The sequence below is a fragment of the Aquabacterium sp. genome, assembly GCF_021768455.1.
Classification (GTDB): Bacteria; Pseudomonadota; Gammaproteobacteria; order Burkholderiales; family Burkholderiaceae_C; genus Aquabacterium.
On the sequence record NZ_JAIZVX010000304.1, the window covers coordinates 1 to 1,292 of the forward strand.

The 1,292-nt window shown below is 40.6% G+C and carries 1 protein-coding gene; it reads right to left on the reverse strand.

The window, feature by feature from the left end:
• Positions 1 to 186: 186 nt before the first annotated feature.
• Positions 187 to 1,292 (reverse strand): hypothetical protein (locus QZ994_RS19915; protein ID WP_290877849.1); only part of this gene is annotated, 1,106 nt, incomplete at its 5' end.

Sequence of the window (1,292 nt, forward strand, 5' to 3'; positions counted from 1 at the left end):
ATCCACATCAGCATAACCTTGAGCACCTGGAGCCAGAAGAGGTACAGCTACTTCCAGAATCTTGCGTACACGAGGATCACCTTGCGGGATGTTTACTTCCTCACCATTCTCTTTGTAGAGTTTCAGGTGAGTGGTATCGACAATAGCAGCGACGATACGAATTATATTGGTTTGCATACATTTCCTTTATTTTAAAATCGATATGAATACCTCAAGTGCTTTTTGTGCATGAGATGATTTTGTCACATCAGTTAGTACTGTTTGTAACGCTGAGTAATCCAAGATATCAATCAACTCATTGGCTTGAATCTTATCTATAACCTGCTTGTTGATTGGATCAAGTGGAATAGCATTGAGCAACGTGGTTAGATCAACTGCTTTGGTGAAAGACTTTTTCAAGCAATGCTCCCAAAGGTAGACATACTTTTTGTCTTCTTCGGTCATGTTATTCACAAGAGCATGTTCTGCTCGTAGAGCAGGAGTTGAATAAATCAACCTGATCAATCCTTTCTTGGACATATAACGATTGACGTAATCATCCAAGATACGCCTAGGGTTGAATGCCCAAAACTCTTTGATAGCAGCACTATTACTGATGTAGTCACAGATATTATCGATAACGTACTCTTCGAAGTCTTTAGCTCCCTTGTTGATCCAATTACTATGAGCAATTCGATTGTTGGTTATTCCACCTTTGGCACCGAACAAATCAAGAATGTAGAGACTAGCTTGATGCTCCCAGTGATGAAGTCTGTTCGTACTATCATCTTTACTAAACTTCAGTTGAATAACGAACTCAGGATCTTTGATTCGATCTGCTTCTTCCTCTAAAGACCATCGAGTATTGATTCGATCGCTAGCATTACGAACGCAATTCAACGCAACCAGTCCTTCCTTCTTTGGTTTGCGTATTACTGGTGTTGTAAGTACAGGAGTGTCGTCAATTTCCCAATCCTGCTTAACTGTCAGATCTACTACGACGAATCCATTCTTCTTAAAGAACTCAAGAGCCTCTTCTTTCTCTTTCATCTTAGTGCCAGCATGGTAGAAGAGGAATCCCGGATAAGCTCCATACTTCTTCATTACCTCATGCTTGTAAGCACGCTCAACCATACTGTTACGAGCAGAAGCAACAACAACAATATTACGAAGATAGGGTAGAGCAGCAAACAGGTGAGTAGGCTTAGCTTTGACAATAGGAGTCAGTGCCAACCGATTACTACTAGAGTTAATACCTGGGTTATTTACATCCATTGGGTCATAGACATACATCTTATCCAGATCCAAACCAG